The following is a 19,388-nucleotide window of genomic DNA, read 5'->3' on the forward strand; positions in this document are numbered from 1 at the left end:
TCCTAGTCGTTCACGGGACGGACGATGGCCGTGGCGCCGTTGATCGCGGTCACGGCGACCGGGGCACCCTGGGGGATGGGAACGGGGGTGGCGGTGCGCGCGGTCCAGGTGTCGCCGTTCGCGAGCTTGGCCTGGCCGGAGATCTGCGTGATGTCATTCAGCGCGATCCCGCGAAGGTCTATGAGGGCGTCGACGTTCGACCTGGTCGGATCCTCGCCGCGGTGCAGGCGTCTGAGAAGGGGAGGGCGCAGGAACAGGATGAACAGGGCGGCAGCGGCGGCGGCGATGATCACCTGCAGCCACACGGGGACGCCGACCAGATCCGTGACGAGACCGACGACTCCGCCGAAGCTGAGCATGAGGAACGTGAAGTCCAGCGAGAGCATCTCGATCACCAGGAAGACGGCGATGAGAACCAGCCAGCCGATCCACGCCCATTGCTCGATGAACGTGACGAACGTCACGATGTTGTCCATGCGGCCTCCTTTGTGGTCAACGTATCACGCGCAGAGCGCTGGATCAGGGCGCCACTGCGTGCGCTTGGTAGGGTGTGAAGGCCGTGCGATCACGGCTTTTTTCGCGCATCATGAGGAGTCACCGTGACCGACGTTCTTCCCGCAGGATCCCTCGACGGCAAGGTCGCCCTTGTCACCGGTTCATCGCGGGGGATCGGCGCCGACACCGTCCGCTACCTGGCGGAGGCCGGTGCCGACGTCGTCATCAACTTCCGCAACAAGGCCCCGCGCGCCGAGAAGCTCGCCGCCCAGCTGCGGGAACTCGGTCGCCGTGCGCTCGTCGTGGGTGCCGACCTCACCGACCCCGAGTCCGTCGCTGCGATGTTCGAGGCTATCCGCGCCGAGTACGGCCGCCTGGACGTACTCGTGCTCAACGCCTCAGGGGGCATGGAGTCGGGCATGGCTGCGGACTACGCGCTCACCCTGAACCGCGACGCGCAGCTCAACGTGCTCGACGCCGCTACCCCGCTGCTCTCTGACGGAGCACGCGTGGTGTTCGTCACCAGCCACCAGGCGCACTTCATCCGCACCACACCGACCATGCCGGAGTACGAGCCCGTCGCCCTCTCCAAGCGTGCCGGAGAGGACGCCCTCCGGGAGCGCATCCCCGGCCTCGCCGAGAAGGGCATCGGCTTCACGGTCGTGTCGGGCGACATGATCGAGGGCACCATCACGGCGACGCTGTTGGAGCGCGCGAACCCGGGGGCGATCGCCGAGCGCCGGGAGTCGGCGGGCAAGCTCTACAACGTCTCGGAGTTCGCTGCCGAGGTCGCCAGGGCGGCCGTCGACGCGGTGCCCGCTGACAACACGCGCCTCGTCGGTGACGTGAGCGCTTTCGCGGCCGAGTAAGAGCACGAGAAGAGCGGCCCCGTCTTGCATCGCAAGTCGGGGCCGCTCTCGTTTCAGACGATGAGCGTCAGCTCGTCGCTCCGCCCTGAACGGCGGAGACGTACTCCTTCGCATCCCGACCGAGTGTGATGGCACGGACGATCTGGATGATTCCGAGCACGACCAGCGAGATCCCCAGCAGCAGCCAGAAGGCGAAGCCGGCGATCAGCGGCGAGAACAGCACGATGATTCCCGCGACGATGCTCAGGATCGCGTAGAGGACCGTCCAGACGCGCGATCCGTCGCTGCCCAGCAGGGACAGAGCGACGATGCCGTCGACGATCCAGCTGACACCGATGAAGATCACGACGACGAAGGCGAGCGTGGCCGCAGCGACGTTCAGGTTGAAGAACGCGATCACACCGGCAGCGATGTAGAGCAGTCCGAGGACGATGTGACCGACGCGCGCCCACCCGCCCTTGGCACTCGAGAAGATACCGAGGCCGACGTAGACGAGCCCGGCGACGATCAGGTACGAGGCGAAGATCGCCGTCACGATGACCGCGGACTTGACCGGCCAGACGAGGAGGACGATACCCGCGATCAGCGCGAGAACGCCGGCGACGGCCAGCGTGACGCGGATCGACTTGAACAACGACTTCGCCTCTGCGAGTGGTTCAGACATGGTGGGGACCCCTTTCTGAGAAAATCCTGTGAGGATGCCCTTCAGGGTAGCGCCCCTGAGGGCAGGAGCGGGGGAGAAGCGCCCGCCCGCGTTTCTCTTCGTCACGCCGGGAAACTCCCCGACACGATTCCCCGACGTGGCAAGATCATCCTCGTGACGGACCTCGACCACGCTCGGCTGCGCGAGCTCGCCGTCATGCGACGGGTCCGCGATCGCATCGATCGGGAGTACGCCCGACCTCTGGATGTCGAAGCGCTGGCGCGCGGAGTGCACATGTCGGCAGGGCACCTGAGCCGGCAGTTCCGCGAAGCCTACGGGGAGTCCCCGTACTCGTATCTGATGACGAGGCGGATCGAACGCGCCATGGCTCTGCTGCGGCGCGGCGACCTGACGGTGACGGAGGTGTGCTTCGAAGTCGGATGCTCCTCGCTCGGCACCTTCAGCACGAGGTTCTCGGAGCTCATCGGTGTCTCACCCAGCGTGTACCGTGAACGCGCCACCACCATCGAGGGAATACCGTCCTTCCAGGCGAAGCAGGTCACGAGACCGATCAGGAATAGAGAAGCGCCGCGCCCCGATGCCCACCTAACGTGAGAGCCATGAGAATCAGCATCCACTACGCATTCCTTCCACACACCGATGGGGAAGCCGCTCTCGCGTTCTACCGCGACGCTCTCGGATTCGAGGTGCGCAACGACGTCGGCTACGACGGATTGCGATGGCTCACCGTCGGCCCCGTCGGTCAGCCTGAGACGTCGATCGTCCTCCACCCGCCGGCAACAGATCCCGGCATCACCGATTCCGAGCGGCAGACGATCCTCGAGCTGATCGCGAAGGGCAGCTACGCTGCTCTCACCCTCGCCAGCGATGACCTCGACACGCTCTTCGAGAGCCTGGTCGAGCACGGCGCCGATGTCGTGCAGGAGCCGATGGACCAGCCCTACGGCGTGCGCGATTGCGCGTTCCGCGACCCGGCCGGGAATCTGCTCCGTATCAATCAGACCGCTTAGACCAGACCACCTGATATCTCCACCGCAGAACCGAAGGACCCCGATGAGCACCGAAGCGCACCCTGCCGACACCCATGACCTCATCCGCGTCCAGGGCGCGCGTGAGAACAACCTCAAAGAGGTCAGCGTCGACATCCCGAAGCGCCGGTTGACCGTCTTCACCGGTGTCTCCGGCTCGGGCAAGAGCTCGCTCGTCTTCGACACGATCGCCGCGGAATCGCGCCGCATGATCGACGAGACCTACAGCGCTTTCGTGCAGGGCTTCATGCCGTCGGTGCCGAGGCCCGACGTCGATGTCCTCGAGGGACTGACAACCGCGATCATCGTGGACCAGGAGCGGCTCGGTGCGAACCCGCGTTCGACGGTCGGCACGGTGACGGATGCCAACGCGATGCTGCGCATCCTGTTCAGCAAACTCGGGCAGCCGTACATCGGCGGACCCACCGCCTTCTCGTTCAACATCCCGACGCAGAGAGCCAGCGGGGTGATGACGGGCCCTGGCGGTGAGAAGAAGATCGTGAAGGACGCGATCTACCTCGGCGGCATGTGCCCGCGATGCGAAGGCAGGGGAGCGGTGTCCGACCTCGATCTCGCCCAGATCGTCGACGAGTCGCGGTCTCTCGACGAAGGGGCCATCATGGTTCCCGGCTACACGGCGGACGGCTGGATGGTGAAGGGCTTCTCTCAGTCGGGGTTCTATCCCGCCGATAAGCCGATCTCGCAGTTCACCGACAAACAGCGTCAGCTCTTCCTCTACGGAGAGGTCACGAAGGTCAAGATCTCCGGGATCAACATGACCTACGAAGGCCTCATCCCGAAGATCACCAAGTCGATGCTGTCGAAGGATCTCGATGCGTTGCAGCCGCACATCCGTGCTTTCGTCGAGCGCGTCGCCACCTTCGCGGTGTGCCCGGAGTGCGACGGCACGCGACTCACCGAGGGTGCACGGTCGTCGAAGATCGAGGGCGTGAGCATCGCGGACGCATGCCGCATGCAGGTCACAGACCTCGCGGACTGGGTCCGGGGGCTCGACCTTCCCGGCGCGGGTCCACTACTTCAGGCGCTCAGCGCGAACCTCGATGCCTTCGTGACCCTGGGACTCGGCTATCTCAGTCTCGAACGGCCTTCGGGCACGCTGTCCGGGGGAGAGGCGCAGCGCATCAAGATGCTGCGCCACCTCGGTTCCTCGCTCACCGACATCACCTACGTGTTCGACGAGCCGACCATCGGATTGCACCCGCACGATATCCAGCGCATGAACGGGCTCCTGCTGCAGCTGCGCGACAAGGGGAACACGGTGCTCGTGGTCGAGCACAAACCCGAGACGATCATGATCGGCGACCATGTCGTCGACCTGGGTCCCGGTGCGGGCAGCGCCGGCGGAGAGATCTGTTACGAGGGAACGGTCGAGGGTCTCAAGGCCAGCGGCACCAAGACCGGCGATCACCTCGAGGACCGGGCGCAGTTGAAGGAATCGGTGCGCACCGGCACCGGCGCGATCGACGTCAGAGGCGCGACGGCCAACAACCTGAAGGACGTCGACGTCGACATCCCGACGGGCGTGCTCACGGTCGTCACGGGCGTCGCGGGCTCGGGCAAGAGTTCCCTCATCCACGGGTCGGTCTCGAAGCGCGACGGCGTCGTGGCGATCGATCAGGCCGCGATCAAGGGCTCGCGACGAAGCAACCCCGCGACGTACACAGGCCTCCTGGAGCCGATCCGCAAGGCGTTCGCCAAGGCCAACGGCGTGAAGCCGGCTCTATTCAGCGCGAACTCAGAGGGCGCCTGCCCGTCGTGCAAGGGCGCCGGCGTGATCATCACGGAACTCGGATTCATGGACACGATCGAGACGCCCTGCGAGGACTGCGGCGGCAAGCGCTTCCAGGCAGCTGTTCTCGAGTACAAACTCGCCGGCAAGGACATCACCGAGGTGCTCGATCTGCCAGTGTCCGAAGCGCGGGTGTTCTTCGGTGAGGGCGAGGCGAAGCTCCCGACGGCTTCCGCCATCCTCGGCCGGATGGAAGACGTGGGTCTCGGCTACCTGTCGCTCGGGCAGCCGTTGTCGACCCTGTCGGGTGGTGAGCGCCAGCGGATCAAGCTCGCGATCCAGATGGGGGAGAAGGGCGACGTCTACGTGCTCGACGAACCCACGACCGGCCTGCACCTCGCCGATGTCGACAAGATCCTCGGGCTGCTCGATCGGCTCGTCGACGCCGGGAAGACGGTGATCGTCATCGAACATCATCAGGCGGTGATGGCCCATGCAGACTGGATCATCGATATCGGGCCCGGGGCCGGTCATGATGGCGGCAAGATCGTGTTCGAAGGGACACCTGCAGATTTGGTGTCCCAAAAATCCACACTGACGGGGGAGCACCTCGCTGCCTACGTCGGAGCGTAGGGGCATGCCGGTCGACCGCTCCCACATTCGTGTCAAAGCCATGCTTGTGGCCACCCACAGCGACGGCGCTCGGCACCTCGTCAGCCAGCACGGTGCGACGGCGGAGAACCCGCTCGGCTTTCACCGGCTGATCGTCGGCGGTGTCGAACTCGGCGAGACACACGAGAAGGCGATACTCCGCGAAGTCCAGGAAGAGCTCCAAGCCGATGTGGTCGATCTGGCTTTCCTGGGCGTCGTTGAGAACATCTTCCGATACGACGGCGAGCTCGGTCATGAAATCGTTGCGCCGTACTGCGGCAGGCTGCACCCAGAACCTGCATTGGAGGGCGGCACCCTCACGGAGTCCGACGGATCGATCGTGCCGATCCTATGGCGCCCATTCGACGACAACGATGTGTCGGCACCGCTGTACCCGTCAGCGGCGAACCGCTGGATTCGCGACGTCGTCTCCCATACAGCAGCCCAGGGAGCATGAGGGGCCCGAGAGCACAGAGTCCCATCTCTTCGCGCCACTCTCGACTCGCGAGCTATATCCGATAATGCACATTATGTCAGCTAGCAGAAAGCAGCCCGTCCCCCTCAGACTCGCGTGAGCGGGAGATGCGGGTGCGGTGGCAACTCGACATCGATCGGATCTCCCGCAGCCACGCGCCCACCCCGCGACACGATGCCCATCACGCCGGCGAGGCGGACGACCTTGCCGTCACCGGCGTTCCGCACCACCTGCTTGAGCAGCCCCGACTGGAATCCGTTGATCTGCTGGCACGGATTGCGAAGCCCCGTGACCGTCACCACAGTCTCTCCGATTCGCAGTCGTGATCCGACAGGCAGCGCGAGCAGATCGATGCCCTGCGTCGTGATGTTCTCGCCGAGGTCCCCTGGAGCCACGAGATGGCCACCCTCCTTCAGGGTCTCGAAGAGCTCGCCGTGGATCAGGTGCACCTGCCGGAGATTCGGTTGGGACGGATCGGCGGCCACCCGCGATCGGTGCTTGACCGTCGCTCCACAGTGCGCATCGCCGTCGACGCCCAGACCCTCTAGCAGCGAGATGGATCCCCGTGTCTCCTTGCTGAACGTGTGAGAAGCACTGGAATGGACCGCGACGACCCGAGCAAGCATGTCTTCATTGTTCCACGAGCCATCCAGCCGCTCACCGTGCGATGATCGGGGCGCGAGTCCCCCTATGCATGCGCCCGCGGGCTACGTCTGCCCGTTCTGCGCTTTCCTCGAGGGCACGCATGACGATCACAACCTGCCCACAGACGTGGTCGCTGTCACTGAACGCGCTTACGCCCGGATCGCTCCGAAGTGGTGGCCTGGGAACCCGGGCGCGGTGCTTGTCATCCCTCGGACGCATGTGGAGAACATCTACGACCTTTCGCCGTCGGACAGCGCGGCGGTGTGGGACCTCACCCAGAGAGTCGCCATCGGCATCCGCTCCTCATACGCGTGTGAGGGCACCTCGATCCGCCAGCACAACGAACCCGCCGGAGGCCAGGACGTCTGGCATCTTCACGTTCACGTGTTCCCCCGCCACCCGGACGACCGTCTGTACCAGCGGCATGATGACGCGGAATGGGTCGATCCGGCTCACCGCCAAGCCTTCGCGACCAGGCTCAGGACAGCCCTCGGCATGCCGTTCCAGCTCACCTGACGCCCGTCAGACCCGAGAGTATTGCGAGAATGGCCCGATGGCTCTCACAGGCAGCGGCTCCACTCGTCTCGTCATCCTTCGCGGCGATGCGGCGTCGGGGAAGACGACCACGGCGACATCGTTGCGCACAGCGCTGGGCGCGCGCGTCGCTCTGATCTCTCAGGATCACTTCCGCCGCGAGCTCCTCCGTGAGCCGGATCGGCGGAAGCTCTCCCGCGACGCCAGTGTCCTCATCATCACCACCGCCCGCCAGGCGCTCGACCTCGGGTATGACGTGATCCTCGACGGCGTGTTCAATCTGCGCGACTACTCGGAGGCGTTCGAACGGTTGTACCGAGACCACCTCGGGTCCACACGCATCTACCAGTTCGACGTCGGCCTCGAGGAGACGATCCGCCGCCACGCGGGCCGGCAGCTTGCCCAGGAATTCGGGGAGGATAAGATCCGCGAATGGCACGATGGGTGGCAGCCACTCCCCTGGTTCGATGAACGACGGATCGGCCCCGAGATCGGTACCGACGAGCTGGTATCGATCATCGTGGAGGATCTCAGGGGCCCGGCACTCCCCTCCCCTGGGCCGTCATAGGCTCGGCATACTCCATGCCCCTCTGTCAGGCGTGCAGCGCGCTGAACGTACCCCCGGAGGCGTCGGCTCCCCTCAGAGGCCGACACTGAACGTGATCATGGGCTCGCCGCCGAGCGGATGAGGGACCGGACCGGAAACAGGCCGGAATCCCTGCAGCTCATAGAGCCGGACGGCGGGGTTTCCTCGCCGCACAGCGAGCTCGACCGTGGAGTACCCGGCGTCCTTCGACGCCCGTATCGCGTCCTTCAACAGAGCTCTTCCCATCCCCTTGCCGGAGGAAGCAGGGAGCACAGCGATCCGCTCCAGCACTGCCGTGGTCTCGTCACCGGATTTCGGTGCCGTCAGAGCGAACCCAGCGAGAGGCTCCCCTGCCAACGCGAACCGCAGGAGAGGCCCGTCGAACAGCTTGCGCATGCGGGCGGCGACTGCGGCCGCGTCGACCTCTCCATCGCGGTATCGAAGAGCCTGCACCCAGAGATCGACACATCTCGCGATGTCGTCGGTAGTACCCGCGGTGATGTCCGTCATACGGGCAATCGTCGCACGCTCGAAAGGTCCGACGCCGGGAACCGGGCGCTAGTGCGCGGACCACACCCCGAGCTCGGTGCCAGACGGATCCGCGAAGTGCAGCCGACGCCCACCCGGGAACTCATACGGCTCCTGCAGGATCTTGCCCCCGGCCGCCACGATGGCCTCCTTCGTGGCGTCGAGGTCCTCGGAGTAGAGCAGCACCAGAGGGCCGCCGGCGGGACGCACCTCGTCGGCGAGCAGCAGACCACCGGCCTCGTTCCCGTCGGCGCGCGGAGACACGATCCCCGCATAGCCCGGGCCGTAGTCGTTGAAGTGCCAGCCGAACGCATCGGCGAAGAAGCGCTTCGAGACGTCGAGGTCGGTGACGACGAGCTCGATGTAATCGAGTGAGTGATGCAGAGGTGTGCTGGTCATGGCGTGAGCGTAGCTCCCACCTGCGACATCACAGATCTCATCTGCGACATCGCAGAGGAGTAGCGTTGAGGGGTGCCGCAGGTCTCCCACTCCCCCGTCTCCACACCGGGGTGGCGGGCCTGGCTGATCTGGTCGGTCGGCGTCGCCGCCTATGTGCTCGCGATCACCAACCGCACCTCGCTAGGGGCTGTCGGCGTCGAAGCGGCCGACCGGTTCCAGGCCGACGCTTCCACGCTTGCCCTGTTCGCCGTGGTCCAACTCGCGGTGTACGGCGGGATGCAGATCCCCGTGGGAATCCTGCTCGACCGTTTCGGATCCCGGCCGATCATGACGATCGGGATGCTGCTCATGGCCGCCGGCCAGTTGACCATGGCGCTCTCCCCCAGCATCGGCATCGCGATCGTCGCACGCGTTCTGCTCGGCGCCGGAGATGCCGCCATCTTCCCCGCCGTGCTGCGCCTGGTTGCCACCTGGTTCCCCTCGCAGCGAGGACCCCTCATGGTGCAGTTCACCGGCATCATCGGCCAGGCGGGGCAACTCATCGCGCTCGTCCCCGTCGCCGCGCTGCTGCACGCCACCACCTGGACGATCACCTTCGGCAGCATCGCCGGGCTCGGGGTGCTGTTCACGATCCTCGTGGCGCTCGTCATCCGCAACCATCCGGTCGAGCGCGGCGCCGATGTCACGGTGAACACCGACACGGGAGTCGTGCGCGTCGTCACCTCAGCGATAGATACCGGCGTCGGCATACGCGCCGCCTGGGCGCACCCAGGGACCCGTCTCGCCTTCTGGTCGCACTTCACCACGCCGTTCGCGGGAACCGCGTTCGTGCTCCTCTGGGGAATGCCGTTCCTCACAGCGGCGGAGGGCCTGGATGCTGCACCCGCCGCGGGTATCATCTCCGTATATGTCGTTTCCGGAATGCTTCTCGGTCCCATCATCGGCGACCTCTCGCGTCGACTGCCGAACCATCGCTCTCTCGCCCTCGTGCTTCCGGCCGTGGGGGTTCAGATGGCAGCGTGGATCTCTGTCATCGCCCTCCCCGACACCGCACCGCTCTGGCTCCTCTACGTCCTGGCGATCGCTCTCGGGACCGGTGGTCCCGCCTCGATGATCGCCTTCGACCACGCCAGAACGCACAACCCGACGCACCGCCTCAGCACCGCCACCGGCGTCACGAACGCCGGAGGTTTCATCGCCGCGCTCATCGCCATCTTCCTCATCGGTCTCGCGCTCGACCTGCAGGGCGCCGGCACGCCGGAGACCTACTCGCTGGAAGCCTTCCGGATCGCATTTCTCATGCCGATCCCGCTCTGGATCATCGGCACCGTCTTCATCCTCGTCGAGCGCAAACGTACGCGTGTCCGCATGGGGCTCGACCCCGAGCGCCGTCGCTGACGCGGCACGCGGACAGAGTCCACAAAATCAGCGCAGGAGGTGCTGCAAAGTCTCGATCACGAGCTCCACGCTGAGATGCTCAGGGACTTCGGCGTCTCCCGCCTCGAACTCCGCGAGCTCCACGCCCTGCACGGCACCTACGGGCAGTGCGGCGAAGATCCCGGCGATCTGATGCGGCAGCAGCCCGCCCCCGATGCGATAGGCCGCAGGGATGTAACCGGGCTCGAGCACGTCCCAGTCGACGTGTATCCATACCGGTCGTCCGGCGATGATGTCGACGACGCGTTCAGGCGTGCTCTCTGCCGGCCGAAGTACGGTGACCCCTGCCTCCGCCAGAAGGTCCCCCTCGGCGGGGTCGATGTCCCGGCCACCGACGACGATCACCTGCTTCGGGTCGATGCCGGAACCGTGGCCGCTATCCCAGAGGCCGCACGCCGCGGCGAGCACCATGCCGCCGAGGTACCCCGACTCCGTCGTCTCCGGGGTGTTGAAGTCGCCGTGCGCGTCGATCCACAGCACCACCGCATCCGGGTGATGCTCCGCGACCGCGGGGAGCGTGCCGAGGCTCACAGCGCAGGTGTTGGTGATCAGCAGGGGTGTCGTCCCCGCGGCAAGGGCATCCTGCAGCGCCGCCCGGATCCCCTGGAGCGTCTGCTCCGCCTCCGGTAACGCCTTCGTCCAGTCATCGACGACACTCGGGGTCGGAGTGCCGATGGTCTGTGCTTCGATCGACATCAGGGACGACACCGCCTCGCCCACTCGGCGCGCGCCGATCAAGGCGCCGTCGGTACGGTCGGCCACCCGGCCCTGAGAGACGATGAGCGAATAGAAGGATGCCATGTCCCTCAGCCTGGCATCAGCACAGCCAGCGGGACAAATGCGCTCCTCTCGCACATGTCGCCGACGAAGAATCGGGGCGCCTCAGCCGCGGCGAGGAGTCCATCCCGATGGAAGCGGGCCATCCTGGAAAGCACGCTCTCGATCGCTTCGCGCCGACCAGCCCTGTGCCTGATCCGTGGTGTCGAAGGCGCCTCGAGCGAGCCTCAACCCCACGTCGTCGTGATGCATACGCGGCGCTCCCCCGCGACGAACGGATGCCCGAACGCTCCAGGCGTCGTCGGCGAAGCCGCCTCCGCGGAACACCCGGTAGTCGTCGTAGCGGGCGGGGTCGAGCAGGTCCCAGCACCACTCCCAGACGTTGCCGAGCGTGTCGAAGAGCCCGTTGAGATTCGGGAGCTTCCCGCCCACGTCCTGTGGCGAGGCCACCCCGTCCGCCGCCGTCCAAGCCGCATCCGCGAGCGGCGCATAGTGAGGGCCCGTCGCGCCGGCACGACAGGCGAACTCCCACTCCGCCTCTGTGGGCAGCCGGTATCCGTCCGCGGTCGTATCCCACGTGACGACCTCGCCGTCGAACGAGTAGCTCCGTTCCAGCCCCTCCCACTCCGACGCGGCATTGCAGAAATGCACCGCTCGCAACCAGCTGAGATCCGCGGCGGGGCGGCGGGGATGCCGTGCGGGAATGCCGAGCACCTCGGCGAGCTGTTCCTCCGTCACCGGGTACACACCGATCTCGAATGGTTCGAGAGCGACATCGCGCCTCTCCTGCCTGCGAGCATCATGCAGCGACACGGTGCCGGCACTGATGGCCGCGAGCTCGAAGTCACTCACCGGATTCGGCAACTGTCGGACGACGTCATGCGGGAACCCGTTCTACCCACGACGGGTACTTCGCCGCGCGGCCGTCTCCCGACGACGTCCTGGTCACACGCCGCCGCACCCAGGGCCCGACGAACTCGCGGTAATAGGCAAGGCCGGAGGGGCCCGTACCGAGCCGATCGCTCGGCGCCCACCACGTCTCCGGAGGCTCGTAGCCGAGAGCGTGCAGCACGCGGGCGGCCACACGGTGGTGACCCGATGCATTCATGTGCAGCCTGTCCTCCGCCCAGTACGCGCCGCGGGAGAGCTCACGGTCGGGCCAGTTGAGCGCACGGATCACGTCGGGACGATCTTCGACGCGACGCAGCACGGCCTCGGACAGCAGATCACCCCGCCGCTGCACGAGAGAGCCCATCGGGAGCTGACCACTCGGGTTCGCGCCGGAGAGCAGGATCATCGTCACCCCCTCCTCGTCGCATCGGCGCAGCACCCGGCTGAAGGCGTCGGCGATGTGCTCGACGTCGGTACGCGGGCGCAGCATGTCGTTGCCACCGCCGTTGAACGAGAGATGCGTGGGACGCAAGGCGAGCGCGGGTTCGAGCTGCTCTTCCACGATCGGCCAGGCGAGCTTGCCCCTGATCGCGAGGTTCGCGTACTGGATGGGGTGCCCGGCGGCGTCGGCCCACCCTTGAGCCGCCAGGTCGGCCCAGCCGCGCTCCCGTCCGTCCGGGAGGACATCACCCACACCCTCGGTAAACGAGTCGCCGATCGCCACGAACCGCACATCTGCCATCATCCCAGCCTATTGCGGGACGACGACGCACGGCGCCGGGACCGGATGGGTCGCCTCCGCCTCAGCGGTCGTCGAGAGCCTGGCCGCCGCGATCGACGAGTCCCCACGCCGCAGCCGCAGCACCGAGGAAGCAGACGCCGAAGACCGCGAACAGGAGCGGCGCGCCGCCCCCGACCAGGAGGATCGGGACAGAGAGCGGTGCGACGATCGATGCGATGCGCCCCACTCCAGCGGCCCAGCCCGCGCCCGTGCCCCGCAACGAGGTCGGATAGATCTCCGGGGTCACCGCGTACAGGGCACCCCAGGCGCCGAGGTTGAAGAACGACAGCGCCATGCCGGCGGCGATGATGGTGCCCTCCGTCGTCGCCGTGCCGAAGACCACGGCAGAGACCGCCGAGCCGAGGAGGAAGACGGAGAGCGTCAGTCGACGGCCCCAGACCTCGATGAGCCACGCGGCCACCGCGTAGCCGGGGAGCTGAGCCAACGTGATGATGAGCGTGAACCCGAAAGACCGCACCAGATCGAACCCGGCATCGACGAGGATGCTCGGGATCCAGATGAACGCTCCGTAATAGGCGAAGTTCACACCGAGCCACACCAGCCAGAGACACAGTGTGCGCAGTCGGAACTCCCGATTCCAGAGTGTCGCCAACCGTGCGCGGGCGGTGACGGCGATCGCTCGTGATGCCGGCTCCTTCCTGATGGCCGGAGTCGCCTCCACCCGCGCCTCCGCCTCGAACGCGGAGACGATGCGGTCGGCCTCTGCGATCCGTCCCCGCGACGCGAGCCAGCGAGGCGACTCGGGCATCCGCCACCGCACGAAGAGTGCGTACACCGCCGGGATGGCCCCGAGGGCGAACGCCCAGCGCCAGCCATCCTCCGAAGCGGGTATGACCAGGAACCCGATGAGAGCAGCTGCCGTCCACCCGAGTGCCCAGAACGCCTCCAGTACGACGATCAGGCGACCGCGGATCCGGGCGGGGGCGAACTCGCTCACGTAGGTCGATGCCACAGGAAGCTCGGCGCCGAGCCCGAGGCCGACGAGGAATCGGAGAACCAGAAGCGCCGCAAGCCCGCCCACGAGCGCGCTGGCTCCGGTGGCGAGGCCATACACGAGCAACGTCAGAGCGAACACCTGCCGTCGTCCGTAGCGGTCCGCCAGGAGACCGCCGAGCGTCGCACCGATGGCCATGCCGAAGAACCCGACGGAGGCGATCCAGCCCGCCTCGCCCTTGGACAGCCCCCACTGCTGCGTGAGGGCCGCGAGGATGAAGGAGATCAGACCCACGTCCATCGCGTCCAGCGCCCAGCCGAGACCGGAGCCCGTGAGCAAGCCGAGATGCCGGCGCGTGAAAGGCAGGACGTCCAGTCGCTCAGCCAAAGATGAGCGGCTCGGCAAGGCGGTGTTGGCCATGCTTCTCATCGTAAAGCCGAGCGCCGGGCGTGCTGCGCTCGATGACGTCAGTCCTGCGAGGCGAGGATCCGCTTCACGCGCGGGATCACCTCGGTGCCATACAGCTCGATGCTGCGCATCATCGACTCGTGCGACAGGGTGCCCGTGGCGTACTTGAGGTCGAAACGCCCGAGGCCGAGCGTCGTGATGGTGTCGGCGATCTTCGCAGCGACCCGGTCCGGCGACCCTGCGTAGATCGCCCCCTCAGGTCCCACGTCGTTCTGGAAACGTGCACGGCTGTACGCCGGCCACCCGCGCTCTCGGCCGATGGTGTTGTTCATCGCCTCGAATCCGGAGTAAGCGGCATCCCAGGCTTCCGCGTCTGTCGCGGCGATGTGGCCAGGCGAGTGCACCGAGACGGGATGCGACGTGGTACCGAACGATGCGACCGAGCGATGGTACAGATCGACGAACGGCTTGAACCGCACCGCCGGCCCCCCGATGATCGCGAGCATGAGGCCGAGACCGTGGCGAGCGACACGGACGACCGACTCCGGGCTTCCGCCCACACCGACCCAGGTACGCAGACCCTTCTCGGTCTTCGGGAACACGTTCGCGTTCTCCAACGACGGACGCATCGTTCCCGACCAGGTCACCGGCTCCTCCTTCAGGAGCTCCACGAACAGTTCGAGCTTCTGCTCGAAGAGCGCGTCGTAGTCTCGCAGGTCATAGCCGAACAGGGGGAAGGACTCGATGAAGGAGCCGCGCCCGAGCACCACCTCGGCCCGGCCGTTCGACAGCGCGTCCAGCGTCGAGAAGCGCTCGAACACGCGTACGGGGTCGTCGGAGGACAGCACCGTGACCGCAGTGCCAAGCCGGATGTTCTCCGTGCGCGCGGCGATCGCCGCCAGCACCATCTCCGGGGCGGACACGGCGAACTCGGTGCGGTGATGCTCCCCGACCCCGAAGAAGTCCACGCCCACGGAGTCTGCGAGTTCCGCCTGCTGAACGATGTTGCGGATCGTCTGCGCCCCCGTGAGGAGCTCCCCGTCCGCATCTCGCGTGATGTCGCCGAACGTGTCCAGCCCGAATTCGATGCCCATGTCATCCCTTCCTATTCAGATGAATGAACACGTGACCGTCCGGCCGCATTCCCGTCAGCGCGGGAGCAGAGCGGTGCGCAACGTGTCGAGCCCGACGCCGCCCATATCGAGCGCCCGCTTGTGGAAGTCCTTGAACGAGAAGGCATCGCCTTCCGCCGCGCGAACACCATCGCGGACCTGCTCCCAGATGCGCTGGCCCACCTTGTACGACGGCGCCTGTCCCGGCCAACCCAGGTAGCGGTTCACCTCGAACTGCACGAACTGATCCGACATGTTCACGTTCGCGCGCATGAAGTCCAGCGCGTACTCCGCGTCCCACACACCTGTGCCGTCGAGACGGGGCTTGCCGAGGTGCACGCCGATGTCGAGCACCACACGGGCCGCCCGCATGCGCTGACCGTCGAGCATGCCGAGTCGATCGGCGGGGTCGTCGAGGTAGCCGAGCTGCTCCATGAGGCGCTCGGCGTAGAGCGCCCAGCCTTCTGCATGGCCGGACGTGCCTGCGAGCAGACGGCGCCAGGAGTTGAGCTCTGCCCGATTGTAGACGGCCTGCGCGATCTGCAGGTGATGTCCGGGGACGCCCTCGTGGAACACCGTGGTGAGCTCGCGCCAGGTGTCGAACTCGGTGACGCCTTCGGGGACCGACCACCACATGCGACCGGGACGCGAGAAATCGTCCGTGGGCCCCGTGTAGTAGATGCCACCCTCCTGGGTGGGAGCGATCATGCACTCGAGTGTGCGGATCGCCTCGGGAATGTCGAAGTGCGAGGCGCCCAGTTCAGCGACGGCCCTGTCGCTCGTCTCCTGCATCCACTTCTGCAATGCGTCGGTGCCGACGAGCTTGCGTGCGGGATCGGCCTCGAGATGGGCGACGGCCTCCTCGACCGACGCACCAGGGAGGATCTCGTTCGCGATGGCGGTCTGCTCCGCCACCATGCGGGCGAGCTCTTCACGACCCCATTCGTACGTCTCGTCGAGGTCGATCGTCGCGCCGAGGAAACGGCGGGAGTTGAGGGCGTACAGCTCGCGGCCGACGGCGTCGACCTCGCCCGCGACGGGGGCGAGCTCCTCGGCGAGGAAGCGGCGGAGTTCGTCGTAGGCGACGCGTGCAGCTGCCGAGTTGTCCGCGAGCGTGCGTGCGAGGGAGGCCGGGAGCTGGCCCTCCTCCGGGTCGGCCTCGGCGACGAAGGCGGCGAAGAACCCGTCGTCGGCCGTGTAGCGGTCGATCTGTGTCGCGACCTCGACCACCTGACGACGCGCCGGCGTCACTCCCTCAGCGATCCCGGTGCGGAGCGTCTCGACGTATCCGCGGAGCGCATCCGGAACCGCGGCGAGACGGGTCGCGATCACGTCCCAGTCCTCGACGGTCGCAGTGGGCATCAGGTCGAAGGCGGCGCGCACGTCCTGCGCCGCCGAGGCGATGACGTTGAGGTCACGAAGGTGCCACTTGGCATCGTGGAGTTCGAGATCGAGGCGGAGCTCGGCGCTGAGATCGGTCTTCGTCACCTCGTCGATCGCGTCGACGGGCTCGAGTGCCGAGAGACGGTCGAGTGTCGCGCGGGTGGCTGCAGCGATCTCTTCGTGCCCCTGCGGGCTCAGGTCGCCGAAGCGGTCGTTCACCTCGTCGCGGCCGATGTACGTCCCGAGTGTGGGAGCCAGTACCGCGATCGTGTCGACCCATTCATCGGCGACGGCGTCGATGGCAGAGGGGGTGCGAGGAGCTGAAGTCATACCTTTCAGCCTAATCCCCGGCCCCCTCCCACCGCCGGAGGTCAGTGCGCGGCTTCGTTCCAATCGCGACCCCGACCGACCTGCACATCGAGCGGCACGGACAGCTCGGCAGCATCGCCCATCCGCGCGCGGACGATCCGCTCCGTGGCGTCCCACTCCCCCGGCGCGACCTCGACCACGAGTTCGTCGTGGATCTGCAACAGCACCCGCGAGGAGAGGTTCTCGGACCGGAGGTCGTCGTGGATGTGCAGCAGCGCGATCTTCATGATGTCGGCGGCACTGCCCTGGATCGGAGCGTTGAGGGCGGCCCGCTCGGCGTTCTCGCGGAGCACGCGGTTCGGACTCGCGAGGTCGGGGAACGGTCGACGGCGGCCGAAGATGGTCTCGGTGTAGCCGACCTCCTTCGCCTTCATCACGGATGCACGCAGGTAGTCGCGCACGGCGCCGAACCGCGCGAAGTACTCGATCATGAGCTGCTTGGCCTCGGACTGCTCGATGCGCAGCTGCTTGGAGAGGCCGAACGCGGAGAGCCCATAGACCAGACCGTAGGACATCGCCTTGACCTTGGTGCGCATCGCCGCCGTGACATCGCTCGGCTCGACACCGAACACGCGCGCTCCGACGAAACGGTGCAGGTCTTCCCCGCTGTTGAAGGCCTCGATCAGCCCCTCGTCGCCGGAGAGGTGCGCCATGATGCGCATCTCGATCTGGGAGTAGTCAGCGGTGAGCAGAGCCTCATACCCTTGGCCCACCTCGAAAGCACTGCGGATGCGGCGTGACTCCTCGGTGCGCACCGGGATGTTCTGCAGGTTCGGGTCGGTGCTCGAGAGCCGTCCGGTCTGGCTTCCCGTCTGCACGTACGTGGTGTGCACACGGTGGTCGTCTCCGATCGCCGAATCGAGCGACTCGATGATCTGGCGCAGCTTCGTGGCCTCACGGTGCTGCAGCAGCAGGCTCAGGAACGGATGCGGGTTGCTCTCCTGCAGATCGGCGAGCACCGCAGCGTCGGTCGAGTAGCCGGTCTTGGTCTTGCGGGTCTTCGGCAGCTGCAGGTCTTCGAACAGCACCTCCTGCAGCTGCTTGGGCGAGCCGAGGTTGAACTCGCGGCCGACGACGGAGAACGCCTCCTGTGCGAGGCCCTCCGCTCGGGCCGCGAGCTCACCCGAGAAGGTCGACAGCACGTCGTGCGACACGGCGACACCCGCGACCTCCATGTCGGCGAGGGTGAGCAGCGTGGGCAGCTCGATGTCGTCGAGGACCTTCGCGACCGACTCCGGGATGTCCTCGCGGAGAGCATCGGCAACTCGCAGAGCGAACCACGCCTCCTGAGACGGCGTCGCACCCTCGGTCTCGGGGACGAGCTGGGAAGGATCGGCCTCGGGGAGCTTCTCCCCCAGGTAGCGCTCGACGAGGTCGGAGAGGGTCTTGTCGGGGAAGCTCGGTCGCAGCAGCCAGCCGGCCAGACTCGTGTCGTATGCGAGCCCGCGAAGGCGGATGCCCTGGCGGATCAGCGCCTTCACCTGCGGCTTCGCGTCGTGGAGCACCTTCGGTGCGTCGGACTCCAACCATCCGCGCAGAGCGCCCGCGGCCTCATCCGACCAATCGGCTTCACGTACTTCGGTCAGCGTGGCAACACCGATGCGTACGGGGACACCGCCCTGGGTCGTGACGCGGAGCGCGACATCGCCTTCCTGCGCCGCAGCCCAACTCGCGAGGTCGGCCGCAGGCGCCTCGACGGGCACCGGGAGCACCACGACGGAGGCAGGGTCGTCAGCGACGTCGCCGGCACCGACGGCCTCGAACACCCGCGGCAGCAGGGTGCGGAACTCGAGACGGGCGAAGATGTCGCGCACGGCCTGCGCATCGATCGGTGCGACGGCGAGGTCAGCCGGGCCCACCGGAAGCTCGACGTCGGTGAGCAGACGGTTGAGCTTGCGGTTGCGACGGACGTCTTCGATGTGGTCGCGGAGGTTGCCTCCGACGACGCCCTTGATCTCGTCGGCGCGGGCGATCAGTTCATCGAGCGAGCCGAACTGCGTGAGCCATTTGACCGCCGTCTTCTCGCCGACCTTCGGCACGCCGGGCAGATTGTCGCTGGTCTCGCCCACGAGCGCGGCGATATCCGGGTACTGCTCGGGTCGCACCCCGTAACGCTCCTGAACGGTCGCCGGGTCGTAGCGCTTGAGTTGGGAGACCCCCTGCACCGACGGATACAGCAGCGTGACGTCTTCGTTGACGAGCTGGATGGTGTCGCGGTCCCCCGAGACGACGAGCACTTCGAAGCCCTGTTCGGCGCCTTGGGACGCGAGGGTGGCGAGGATGTCGTCCGCCTCGATCCCCTCCTTCGTCAGGACCGGGATGGACATGGCGGCGAGGCAGTCCTGCAGCAGCGGGATCTGCCCCTTGAACTCCTGCGGCGACTCGGACCGTGTGGCCTTGTACTCGGGGTACTCATCGGTGCGGAAGGAGTGCCGCGAGGTGTCGAAGGCGATCGCGAGATGCGTCGGCTTCTCCGCCTTGATGAGGTTGACCAGCATCGACAGGAACCCGTAGATGCCGTTCGTGTGCTGCTTGTCCTTGGTCGTGAAGTTGTCGACCGGGAGCGCGAAGAAGGCGCGGTAGGCGAGCGAGTGGCCGTCGACGACCATGAGGGTAGGCTTTGCGGAGTCCGTCACCCTGTCAGCCTAACG

At 66.6% G+C, this 19,388-nt stretch carries 20 protein-coding genes; 8 read left to right on the forward strand and 12 right to left on the reverse strand.

Going from position 1 to position 19,388, the window contains the following annotated elements; all coding sequences use genetic code 11:
• Positions 1 to 2: 2 nt before the first annotated feature.
• Positions 3 to 476, reverse strand: a complete 474-nt coding sequence (locus HDC31_RS09090; RefSeq protein ID WP_046746995.1) for an NfeD family protein — start codon at positions 474 to 476, stop codon at positions 3 to 5.
• A 123-nt stretch (positions 477 to 599) separates the two neighbouring features.
• Here HDC31_RS09090 and HDC31_RS09095 point away from each other — a divergent pair, with 123 nt between their 5' ends.
• Complete coding sequence (locus HDC31_RS09095) at positions 600 to 1,364, forward strand: SDR family oxidoreductase (RefSeq protein ID WP_046746994.1); 765 nt, start codon at positions 600 to 602, stop codon at positions 1,362 to 1,364.
• Between the two features lie 67 nt (positions 1,365 to 1,431).
• Here HDC31_RS09095 and HDC31_RS09100 read toward each other — a convergent pair whose 3' ends face one another.
• Complete coding sequence (locus tag HDC31_RS09100) at positions 1,432 to 2,028, reverse strand: HdeD family acid-resistance protein (protein ID WP_046746993.1); 597 nt, start codon at positions 2,026 to 2,028, stop codon at positions 1,432 to 1,434.
• A 195-nt stretch (positions 2,029 to 2,223) separates the two neighbouring features.
• On the opposite strand from HDC31_RS09100, the gene HDC31_RS09105 reads away from it, so the two are divergent.
• The 4 genes from HDC31_RS09105 to HDC31_RS09120 are packed head-to-tail and all read left to right on the forward strand — an operon-like array spanning position 2,224 to position 5,914.
• A complete protein-coding gene (locus tag HDC31_RS09105; protein WP_058631215.1) occupies positions 2,224 to 2,622 on the forward strand; it encodes a helix-turn-helix transcriptional regulator in 399 nt (132 codons plus the stop codon).
• Positions 2,623 to 2,627: 5 nt separating this feature from the next.
• A complete protein-coding gene (locus HDC31_RS09110; RefSeq protein ID WP_113681959.1) occupies positions 2,628 to 3,038 on the forward strand; it encodes a VOC family protein in 411 nt (136 codons plus the stop codon).
• Between the two features lie 43 nt (positions 3,039 to 3,081).
• Positions 3,082 to 5,439 carry an excinuclease ABC subunit UvrA gene (locus HDC31_RS09115; RefSeq protein ID WP_113681960.1) on the forward strand — a complete coding sequence of 786 codons (2,358 nt, stop codon included), beginning with the start codon at positions 3,082 to 3,084 and terminating at the stop codon, positions 5,437 to 5,439.
• Between the two features lie 4 nt (positions 5,440 to 5,443).
• Entirely contained in the window at positions 5,444 to 5,914 is a 471-nt protein-coding gene (locus HDC31_RS09120) for an NUDIX domain-containing protein (protein WP_179516026.1), read from the forward strand.
• A gap of 104 nt (positions 5,915 to 6,018) precedes the next feature.
• Here HDC31_RS09120 and HDC31_RS09125 read toward each other — a convergent pair whose 3' ends face one another.
• Positions 6,019 to 6,558, reverse strand: a complete 540-nt coding sequence (locus tag HDC31_RS09125) for an MOSC domain-containing protein (RefSeq protein WP_061015923.1) — start codon at positions 6,556 to 6,558, stop codon at positions 6,019 to 6,021.
• Positions 6,559 to 6,622: 64 nt separating this feature from the next.
• Between HDC31_RS09125 and HDC31_RS09130 the strand changes: the two genes are divergently transcribed.
• Both HDC31_RS09130 and HDC31_RS09135 read left to right on the forward strand, forming a co-directional pair.
• Entirely contained in the window at positions 6,623 to 7,093 is a 471-nt protein-coding gene (locus HDC31_RS09130) for an HIT family protein (RefSeq protein ID WP_058631181.1), read from the forward strand.
• A gap of 37 nt (positions 7,094 to 7,130) precedes the next feature.
• Complete coding sequence (locus HDC31_RS09135; RefSeq protein ID WP_058631182.1) at positions 7,131 to 7,679, forward strand: AAA family ATPase; 549 nt, start codon at positions 7,131 to 7,133, stop codon at positions 7,677 to 7,679.
• Between the two features lie 72 nt (positions 7,680 to 7,751).
• On the opposite strand, the gene HDC31_RS09140 is transcribed toward HDC31_RS09135, so the two are convergent.
• Positions 7,752 to 8,207, reverse strand: coding sequence for a GNAT family N-acetyltransferase (locus HDC31_RS09140; RefSeq protein ID WP_113681962.1), 456 nt, complete (start codon positions 8,205 to 8,207; stop codon positions 7,752 to 7,754).
• A 48-nt stretch (positions 8,208 to 8,255) separates the two neighbouring features.
• Entirely contained in the window at positions 8,256 to 8,624 is a 369-nt protein-coding gene (locus HDC31_RS09145; RefSeq protein WP_113681981.1) for a VOC family protein, read from the reverse strand.
• A 72-nt stretch (positions 8,625 to 8,696) separates the two neighbouring features.
• Here HDC31_RS09145 and HDC31_RS09150 point away from each other — a divergent pair, with 72 nt between their 5' ends.
• The gene (locus HDC31_RS09150) at positions 8,697 to 10,022 is read left to right on the forward strand and encodes a nitrate/nitrite transporter (RefSeq protein ID WP_113681963.1); all 1,326 of its coding nucleotides are present in this window, start codon (positions 8,697 to 8,699) and stop codon (positions 10,020 to 10,022) included.
• A 27-nt stretch (positions 10,023 to 10,049) separates the two neighbouring features.
• Here HDC31_RS09150 and HDC31_RS09155 read toward each other — a convergent pair whose 3' ends face one another.
• From HDC31_RS09155 to polA, 7 genes are all read right to left on the reverse strand, one after another.
• Positions 10,050 to 10,862, reverse strand: a complete 813-nt coding sequence (locus HDC31_RS09155; RefSeq protein ID WP_179516027.1) for an arginase family protein — start codon at positions 10,860 to 10,862, stop codon at positions 10,050 to 10,052.
• 81 nt (positions 10,863 to 10,943) lie between these two features.
• On the reverse strand, positions 10,944 to 11,690 hold the full coding sequence (locus HDC31_RS09160) for an SUMF1/EgtB/PvdO family nonheme iron enzyme (protein ID WP_058631186.1): 747 nt from the start codon (positions 11,688 to 11,690) through the stop codon (positions 10,944 to 10,946).
• A 25-nt stretch (positions 11,691 to 11,715) separates the two neighbouring features.
• Entirely contained in the window at positions 11,716 to 12,471 is a 756-nt protein-coding gene (locus HDC31_RS09165) for an SGNH/GDSL hydrolase family protein (RefSeq protein ID WP_174799774.1), read from the reverse strand.
• Positions 12,472 to 12,532: 61 nt separating this feature from the next.
• Complete coding sequence (locus HDC31_RS09170; RefSeq protein WP_113681965.1) at positions 12,533 to 13,885, reverse strand: MFS transporter; 1,353 nt, start codon at positions 13,883 to 13,885, stop codon at positions 12,533 to 12,535.
• Positions 13,886 to 13,932: 47 nt separating this feature from the next.
• Positions 13,933 to 14,967, reverse strand: coding sequence for an LLM class flavin-dependent oxidoreductase (locus HDC31_RS09175; protein WP_058631189.1), 1,035 nt, complete (start codon positions 14,965 to 14,967; stop codon positions 13,933 to 13,935).
• 54 nt (positions 14,968 to 15,021) lie between these two features.
• Complete coding sequence (locus HDC31_RS09180) at positions 15,022 to 16,698, reverse strand: DUF885 domain-containing protein (RefSeq protein WP_046747115.1); 1,677 nt, start codon at positions 16,696 to 16,698, stop codon at positions 15,022 to 15,024.
• Between the two features lie 41 nt (positions 16,699 to 16,739).
• Positions 16,740 to 19,373, reverse strand: coding sequence for a DNA polymerase I (gene polA, locus HDC31_RS09185; protein ID WP_179516028.1), 2,634 nt, complete (start codon positions 19,371 to 19,373; stop codon positions 16,740 to 16,742).
• Positions 19,374 to 19,388 lie beyond the last annotated feature (15 nt).

This window comes from Microbacterium sp. JAI119 (assembly GCF_013410135.1).
In the GTDB taxonomy this organism is placed as follows: Bacteria; Actinomycetota; Actinomycetes; order Actinomycetales; family Microbacteriaceae; genus Microbacterium; species Microbacterium oxydans.

Excerpts from the sequence above, each read along its gene's own strand:
- HDC31_RS09090 (WP_046746995.1), bottom strand. The coding sequence starts at position 476 with ATGGACAACATCGTGACGTTCGTCACGTTCATCGAGCAATGGGCGTGG.
- HDC31_RS09100 (WP_046746993.1), bottom strand. The coding sequence starts at position 2,028 with ATGTCTGAACCACTCGCAGAGGCGAAGTCGTTGTTCAAGTCGATCCGC.
- HDC31_RS09105 (WP_058631215.1), top strand. The coding sequence starts at position 2,224 with ATGCGACGGGTCCGCGATCGCATCGATCGGGAGTACGCCCGACCTCTG.
- HDC31_RS09110 (WP_113681959.1), top strand. The coding sequence starts at position 2,628 with ATGAGAATCAGCATCCACTACGCATTCCTTCCACACACCGATGGGGAA.
- HDC31_RS09115 (WP_113681960.1), top strand. The coding sequence starts at position 3,082 with ATGAGCACCGAAGCGCACCCTGCCGACACCCATGACCTCATCCGCGTC.
- HDC31_RS09120 (WP_179516026.1), top strand. The coding sequence starts at position 5,444 with ATGCCGGTCGACCGCTCCCACATTCGTGTCAAAGCCATGCTTGTGGCC.
- HDC31_RS09125 (WP_061015923.1), bottom strand. The coding sequence starts at position 6,558 with ATGCTTGCTCGGGTCGTCGCGGTCCATTCCAGTGCTTCTCACACGTTC.
- HDC31_RS09130 (WP_058631181.1), top strand. The coding sequence starts at position 6,623 with ATGCATGCGCCCGCGGGCTACGTCTGCCCGTTCTGCGCTTTCCTCGAG.
- HDC31_RS09135 (WP_058631182.1), top strand. The coding sequence starts at position 7,131 with ATGGCTCTCACAGGCAGCGGCTCCACTCGTCTCGTCATCCTTCGCGGC.
- HDC31_RS09140 (WP_113681962.1), bottom strand. The coding sequence starts at position 8,207 with ATGACGGACATCACCGCGGGTACTACCGACGACATCGCGAGATGTGTC.
- HDC31_RS09145 (WP_113681981.1), bottom strand. The coding sequence starts at position 8,624 with ATGACCAGCACACCTCTGCATCACTCACTCGATTACATCGAGCTCGTC.
- HDC31_RS09155 (WP_179516027.1), bottom strand. The coding sequence starts at position 10,862 with ATGGCATCCTTCTATTCGCTCATCGTCTCTCAGGGCCGGGTGGCCGAC.
- HDC31_RS09165 (WP_174799774.1), bottom strand. The coding sequence starts at position 12,471 with ATGGCAGATGTGCGGTTCGTGGCGATCGGCGACTCGTTTACCGAGGGT.
- HDC31_RS09170 (WP_113681965.1), bottom strand. The coding sequence starts at position 13,885 with ATGGCCAACACCGCCTTGCCGAGCCGCTCATCTTTGGCTGAGCGACTG.
- HDC31_RS09175 (WP_058631189.1), bottom strand. The coding sequence starts at position 14,967 with ATGGGCATCGAATTCGGGCTGGACACGTTCGGCGACATCACGCGAGAT.
- HDC31_RS09180 (WP_046747115.1), bottom strand. The coding sequence starts at position 16,698 with ATGACTTCAGCTCCTCGCACCCCCTCTGCCATCGACGCCGTCGCCGAT.